5 protein-coding genes are annotated in these 6,153 nt (G+C 58.2%); 2 read left to right on the top strand and 3 right to left on the bottom strand.

The annotated features are described in order from the left end of the window. Window positions 1-917: 917 nt before the first annotated feature. The 3 genes from AC1D3C_RS29415 to AC1D3C_RS29405 form a co-directional block, all read right to left on the bottom strand. Window positions 918-1,307 carry a hypothetical protein gene (locus tag AC1D3C_RS29415; protein WP_477485371.1) on the bottom strand — a complete coding sequence of 130 codons (390 nt, stop codon included), beginning with the start codon at window positions 1,305-1,307 and terminating at the stop codon, window positions 918-920. A gap of 1,527 nt (window positions 1,308-2,834) precedes the next feature. Continuing rightward, a complete protein-coding gene (locus AC1D3C_RS29410; RefSeq protein WP_477485370.1) occupies window positions 2,835-3,122 on the bottom strand; it encodes a hypothetical protein in 288 nt (95 codons plus the stop codon). Next, the gene (locus tag AC1D3C_RS29405) at window positions 3,119-4,090 is read right to left on the bottom strand and encodes a glycoside hydrolase family 19 protein (RefSeq protein ID WP_477485369.1); all 972 of its coding nucleotides are present in this window, start codon (window positions 4,088-4,090) and stop codon (window positions 3,119-3,121) included. The genes AC1D3C_RS29410 and AC1D3C_RS29405 overlap by 4 nt, the downstream gene beginning before the upstream one ends. 130 nt (window positions 4,091-4,220) lie before the next feature. On the opposite strand from AC1D3C_RS29405, the gene AC1D3C_RS29400 reads away from it, so the two are divergent. Together AC1D3C_RS29400 and AC1D3C_RS29395 are read left to right on the top strand one after the other, a co-directional pair. Continuing rightward, window positions 4,221-5,165, top strand: a complete 945-nt coding sequence (locus tag AC1D3C_RS29400) for a hypothetical protein (protein ID WP_477485368.1) — start codon at window positions 4,221-4,223, stop codon at window positions 5,163-5,165. Then, window positions 5,162-6,142 carry a hypothetical protein gene (locus AC1D3C_RS29395; RefSeq protein WP_477485367.1) on the top strand — a complete coding sequence of 327 codons (981 nt, stop codon included), beginning with the start codon at window positions 5,162-5,164 and terminating at the stop codon, window positions 6,140-6,142. The genes AC1D3C_RS29400 and AC1D3C_RS29395 overlap by 4 nt, the downstream gene beginning before the upstream one ends. Window positions 6,143-6,153: the final 11 nt, after the last annotated feature.

Here is a 6,153-nt window from a genome sequence, read left to right as displayed (position 1 = left end):
CCCAGTCTTCTGTCGCAGGAGCGGGACCGCGATTATATAACCACACGTCGCTTACAATCACCTTTGCGGCATCCATGAGGTATGCATAGGCCTTGTCGCCGTCATCTTCGATAATGACCGAAGAACCTGTGCTTTCATCCAAAAGCTGCAACCAAACGTCGGCCTGTTGTTTCAACCTACTTCTCCGAATGCGTTTCGCGGCTTCCGCAGTTACCTCCACGGAAAGCCCATTTGTCAACAGCACCTAGGAGTCCGAAATGGAAATCGTGACGTCGCGTAAGAAGTTAATATTGCTTCTTCTCGGATCCCTTGGATTCGGCAAGGGAGCGCAGCCGATGCGAGGGTGGTGCGCCGAACACTATCCCCATTGGGATCGGAAGCCCGATGTTTCAAAAATCTCCTGACTGGTTCGTCTTCGCGGTGATGCGCGCCCTGTTGCGCGCGGGAATCAACGCGTCGCTGGCTCGCGATAGCGAGGCAGGATGCTTTTCACAAATTTGGTTCTTGCTTGTACCTCGTTTTCAACGCATTTCGAATAGAGGTCCGTCCCCTGCTTGTCATGACAGCGACGTTCAGCTGAATTTGTGATTGATCTGTGTATCTTCCATTCGTCTGGCGTTTGGGTCTGGCATGCAGTCAAGGCAAACGCTGAAACAGCGAGTAAAAAGTACTTCATAAAATCCCCCGGAATGACTGACGGAATTATGACGAACTTCCGCAGCGTGTCGAGGCTCGACCCGAAGGCATCAGAGAAATAGTAAGCGCCTGCTGTGCGAGGCGTGCGGCGAGAAGAACGCCAAGCTGATGACAGGATGTTACGTGCAGTCTAAAAGCGACAAAGCCCCGCAGCCGGTGAAGGCTACGGGGCTCTGGGTCCGCTGTGGATCGCGGATCGATATGCATGAACTCAAGGGTGGTCAACGTGGCGGCCGGCCCTGCTGCGCCGCCTCCATGCGTTGCAATATCTCCTTCACGACCTGAATGTCAGAAGCCTGCTTGTTGAAGCCGGTCTGGAGATCCTTGATGGAGGACGTGATGCTGACGGCAGACTGCTCGGCCACCGTCACGCGATAGGTGAGATTGTCGATCTTCCGGTCGACGTCATTACCCCGCACCTCTTCCGCGCGAAGGCGTTCATTGAAGCTGGCTTCCCTGGCTCTGGTCTCGGCCAGGCGCTCCTTGTGGTAATCCTCATGGGCTAGGCGCCACTTCTTCAGGTCTTCGATGTCGCGGGTGGTGTTGGTCCAGATATAGATTCCGCCCGCCAGCATTCCGATCAGCGTCATCAGATTGATGATCGTGTTCAAGTTCCATTCTAGCCTGGCTGCTTTTCTCGGAAGCTGCATATCATCGATCCCTGTCATTATTCCCGCTGCCCTTTTCAATGCGTCAGTCCGAATTTCGGTCGTTTGTTCCGGTTTCGGTCCCGTTGACCACGCCGCTGGCGACTCCATTTCCCCGGTGCGAAATGGAGGCGCGTGAATGCGATTATGCAAAACATGTCAGGATACCGGCTGGGTTTGCGAAGCTCATCCAACAAAGGCTTGGAGTGGAACCCGTTCCTGCGGCTGCGGCGCTGCAGGAATGCCCTGCCCTCGTTGCTCATCCGAGTTCGCATGGGACAAGCCACCAGATTATTCGAAGATTTTTGAATCCGCCAACCACCTCCCCGGCAAGAAGGTCAATTGACCCTCTACGGCGGCCTGCGGCCCAGGTTGTAGGCATGGATATCGAACCCTCTGTACTGAAGAACGCCGGAACCCGGTACGCGGGACGATCTGATGCGCGCGATAGCGGCTCCGCAGTTGGCCGGAGGAACGAATCCACCTAATTCCCGTTCATAACGCACAACAGTGGCGGCTCTCTTCCGAGAGCGCTTGGGAGGATAAGATGAAAGCAAAATACATCGCCATATTGGCGGGCGTTGCCGCCATGTTTGTCGGCACGAGTATAGTGCCTACTCCGGCAGTTGCTCAGGTGGAATTCGAGTTCGGAACCGGCGGCGGGCGGTCATACGATAATAGGAGATACTATCGCGATGATTACCGGGACGAATACCGGGAGGACCGCCGATATGACCGCAGGTCTGCCGATCGAGGTTGCAGCCCGCGCCAGGCGTTAAGCGCTGCTTCAAGATGGATTGATGAGCCGAGAATCCGATCCGTGAACCGCGCCTATTACGATATCAGCGGCTACGGCAAGAGCGGCAGAAACCGCGGTCGTCCCGACGGAGTTCGGATATCGACAGCACCTGATTGTCAAAGATCCGTTCCCAGGTAAATCAGGCAGCTTACGCTGTTCTTTGTCCGGACCGGGCAGCTGCGCCACTTAAGGCGCGGCTGCAATTTTGGAGAGCTCAGCCGGCGACAGATGCTCGGCGACCGTATCATCAATCGCCTCCGCATTCCGAATGTCGTGCTGGGGAGAGGTGGTGACGGCGTGGGATTTGAACCCAGCCGACGCTTCCGGTTGGCATTGGAACGGGCCACATTCCGGCGCCTGCCCTATAAGATTTCCCGCTCTCCTATACGCTCCGTCACCAACTTCAGGGTGCATGACCTCAGGCAGCTTGTCCATTACTGGTGGCTACGATGGCGGGGCTGCCGCGGTGGAAAGACGTCGACCGTGACAGCGCTCCAACCGAGGCCGCGCTTCGAGGTTAGGTAGATTTCCTTCGCCATCAGCGTGCTCTTGCCGTATTCTGGTCATGCGCAAGGCACTCGCCCGGCGTCCAGACGCCCGCCCCGCAGACACCGGCTACCGTGTCGTCGATCGCCTCCTGGTCGACTGGTGTCGCGCCCTTTGCGCCGATCAGTGAGGTCCCGACGATGGCCCTAGCCGTGCGGGACAGCTGGCCCTTGGAGGCACTGACCTGTTGAGTTGAGGTACACGCCGCCGCGCTCACGGCACATGCGACGGTTAAAGCGAGCCTTGTCAGCTTCATTGCTCAGTTCTCCTACGGCTTTGTCGGTTGCAGCCTGCATGGTGGCGCGCTCGACGGCCCGCGCCTCCTCCTTGGCGTTCGGAAGCCACCAGACGGCATTGATGGTGGTGAAGACAGCGAAGCCGAGCACCAGCCCGCCGACCGCGCCGAGCGCCAAGCTGATCTTGTCGGTGATCATGCCTCTACCGCAGCTTTGATCTTGCCGATCGCCGAGACGACGGCGTTCTGAAGCAGCAAGCCGAGGATCAGCGTGACCAGGATGACGACGGCCAGCACCGCAACCACCTGCCAATCCATTCCGGCAAAGGCGGCCAGACCGAGACCGGTAAATGACCCGCCACCGCCAAACAAACCGAACAGGCTGAACTTGCGCTTCACCTGCGTCTCGACAGCGACCGGCACCACTGCCTTCTCTTCGCTAACCGGCGAGGCTGAAAAGGCCGCCATCTGCACGGTGGCTCCGGATAGAGCGAGGAGATCCTTATGAAGGGCCGCCCTGGTCTTCGGCCCGACATCACCGTCGATGTCGAGACCGCGTTCGGACTGATAGCGCCGGATGTCGGCCTCGTTCGGCTGGTAGCCAAGCAGGACCAGCGAGATCCGGCCGTAGTAGTCGATGCGGTCGACCAGGCCGTTCTTGCCACCGTTGATCTTCTTGGTGATCGTCTCGATGTCGTTGCGGTCGGCGTAGGCGTTCAGGTTTCGGGTCGACCAGTACCAGAGCGGCACGAGGCCTTCCCACGGATCGGTGTTGACGAGATCTGGCTGCGCCACGAAATCCGGGGGGTTGAAACCCTTCTGCCGGCACCAGTCGCGGAAGGCCTCATAATTCGCCTTGCCAGTGATCTGGATGCCGGCCCGGCCGCGATAGAGGTAGCCGTCGCCATCGGCTTCCGGCGTGTTGCCGAGATCGGTGCGGGTGTCATACCGGGCCTGCGCCGCCGTGGGTCCCCAGATCTCCTGATCAAAGCGGAAAGCGCCGCTCTCGTGCATCAGCTGCGCGAGGTAGTGCGCGACCCGGTGCGGCCGGTTCAGCCCCAGTCCAAGCCCGAACTTGTCGAGCGCGACCAGGACCGAGTTCATGTTGCTTTCGTTGACGCGCAATTTTGCAGCCGCGCGGATCTGCGCGGCAGTGATGACGCTCATGATTGATGTCCTTGTGGGTTAGATCGGTGACAATGGGCCGCCMTGTCCGCAACCGCTGAGGGATTCCCGTTCTTGAATTGTCGCGCTGGAGGTACTACCAATCTCATCCGTAATGGAATGAGTTATGTGCATGTTGCATGCGGACAGGCTGAAGCCATGTTCCGGGAAGGGCATAGAGCATTTGCGTTTTCCTTTTGGCCCGGAGGGTGGGGATTTGGAGACTTCAACCAGCGGCCGTAGCCGACAGGAAAGGATATCCAGTGCGCTGTTCGGTTATCTGGGATTCGTGGTCGCCATCGCGCTGCTCTTGCCGGTTCTAAGCCTCAAGCCGTTCAGGATCGACTGGCTGAGCGACACCGGCCGCATCTTCCTGCCGTGGGCCATCGGGCTCGCTCTCGTGTTCGTCTTCTCCAGGCGCTACATTAGGAGATACTGCGCCGCGGTTGCCGGTTGGCTTTCCGAAGAGCCAGCAGATCGTAGCCGCTGGGTCGTGGTTGGCGTCTGCCTTCTGATTTTCACCAGCTATTCCTGGCAGCTTCACATTGGCATCGCACACCGCGGGGTACCCGGATGGATCTATGTCGGCCTTCCCGAAATCATCAAGCCAGATGCGCCGGAAAGCCTATCGATGCCGCCGGAGGTAGACCCCGCAGTATTCGCTTCGGCACTACAGCCCGCCGTTCTCCCGTTCATACATCGGAGCGGCTATGCCACCAGCGAGGTCATGTTTCTGCATTTCAAGGACGGCTCTATCCGACCCGGCAACAATGAGCTGGCGATGGTGAGCTGGCCGAAAGCAACCTTCGGAGTGGAAAACGGCCATGTGGCGCACGAGAAAGAGTTCTTTGAAATCATCCGACACAATTTCGTAAATCGGCGTGCCGGCGGCTTTATGATACCGAACGCAATCGCGTACCCGAGCCACCTCAACTATCAGCGTATCGACTACACCAGCTACCCACCGGCCAGCGAGCTCGTCTCCGTATCCCTTTGGAACATGACGGTTAAGGTCGATGACAAGTCACAGCAGATGAACGTTGTTGGTGCCGCCAAGATTGCGCAGGTGAATAGATGATCGCGAAATTCTTCGGCCCCATCGATTTCTACGGCCGCCCGCGCCCGGTCGTTGCCCTTCATTGCTACATCATTCAGGCCGGCGCTTTTGCCTTAGCTGCCTATCTGTTCATGTCGTGGGACTTTTCCGGTCTGGCTTTTATGCCCCCGGAAGCGTTCGGACGTGAAGCGCGCCCGCTGCTATTCAGCTATTGGAAGACGCCCTGGCTCTACTGGACGTCGTTCCAATTCATCTACGAAGTCATCCCTCGCCCGTCCGTCGCTGTACTTCACGCGCTCCAGATGACGACGGTTGGCGCCCTCCTATGCGGCCTGCTCGGGATATTTCCCCGGTTGGCGGCTTGGGTCGCTCTCCTACTTGGTGCTCATCTCGTCGGATGGTTCCTGCTCGGAAGCGACACGATGGACGCCTCGACGACGGTCATGCTTTTCATGCTTTTTGTCGTCGCACTGTTCCCGAGCGAGGCGTACTACAGGATCGGAAAACCGGCCAACCCGCTTACCCTGAGCACGACCCTCCACGGACCTGTGTTTGTCCTGCTGTTCTTTATGGACGCCTACTATTTCTATTCCGGCTTGAACAAGGTCATCGACATTGGCTCGTTGTGGGTCGTCGATTCCCGGCTCGATCTATTCTCCATCGCCGCGATCGAGAAGTCCCTGTTTGTATCGACATGGTCGACGAGCCTATGGTTCAGCTCGATACTGTCCTTCAAGGCGGTTGGCGACATCGCCGCATTTCTGGTATTTGCTCTGGAACTTGCCGCGCCGATCGCGTTGTTTTTCCCGAGATTGAGCCCCGCATTCCTGATGTTCTTCGCGAGCATGCATCTCAGCATCTATCTCTCGCATAGCTACGGCTACTGGACGAACACCGGAGCTGACTTCATGCTGCTGCCCTATACCGCGATAGTGCTGTCAATAGGCCGGGCATGGAGACGGCGCCGCAGCGAGACGGTAGCCCACCCGGCCGAATAAGTCGTGGTCAG

It is taken from the genome of Neorhizobium sp. P1_A6 (assembly GCF_056406795.1).
This window is presented reverse-complemented; position numbering and strand designations above follow the sequence as displayed.

Coding starts and splice junctions, on each gene's coding strand:
- AC1D3C_RS29405 (WP_477485369.1), bottom strand. CDS start 4,090: ATGAGCGTCATCACTGCCGCGCAGATCCGCGCGGCTGCAAAATTGCGC.
- AC1D3C_RS29410 (WP_477485370.1), bottom strand. CDS start 3,122: ATGATCACCGACAAGATCAGCTTGGCGCTCGGCGCGGTCGGCGGGCTG.
- AC1D3C_RS29395 (WP_477485367.1), top strand. CDS start 5,162: ATGATCGCGAAATTCTTCGGCCCCATCGATTTCTACGGCCGCCCGCGC.
- AC1D3C_RS29400 (WP_477485368.1), top strand. CDS start 4,221: ATGTTGCATGCGGACAGGCTGAAGCCATGTTCCGGGAAGGGCATAGAG.